The sequence below is a fragment of the Bacillus sp. SIMBA_074 genome, assembly GCF_046534555.1.
Classification (GTDB): Bacteria; Bacillota; Bacilli; order Bacillales; family Bacillaceae_G; genus Bacillus_A; species Bacillus_A mycoides.
In genome coordinates this window covers 1-273 of record NZ_JAWRYM010000499.1, presented here as the reverse complement: position 1 = coordinate 273, position 273 = coordinate 1, and the positions used below count along the sequence as shown (strand labels likewise).

The following is a 273-nucleotide window of genomic DNA, read 5'->3' as shown; positions in this document are numbered from 1 at the left end:
ATGACATTGCCACCGATGAGCTCGGGATAGTTAGTGATCGCCAGATAGGTGATGACGCCGAGGAAGAGGGCGCTCCCGGCCGGCGCGATGATCGTCTTCCACATGGACTCCGGAGCAGTCCTCCTGCGTCTGAGGAAGAACACCAGCACGGCGAAGCTCGTGATGAAAAGGAGTAGCAGAACGGCGAACGTGCCGCTTCCGCTGGCGACAGGGTAGAGGAGATCTGGAGAGACCCCGAGGATCGTGAAGATCACCGTCGCAACCGCCCAGATC

Annotated in this window: 1 protein-coding gene; it reads right to left on the bottom strand. The window is 60.1% G+C overall.

The features are described 5' to 3' along the window. Positions 1-254 (bottom strand): hypothetical protein (locus SB773_RS31735; RefSeq protein WP_410594298.1); only part of this gene is annotated, 254 nt, incomplete at its 3' end. Positions 255-273: the final 19 nt, after the last annotated feature.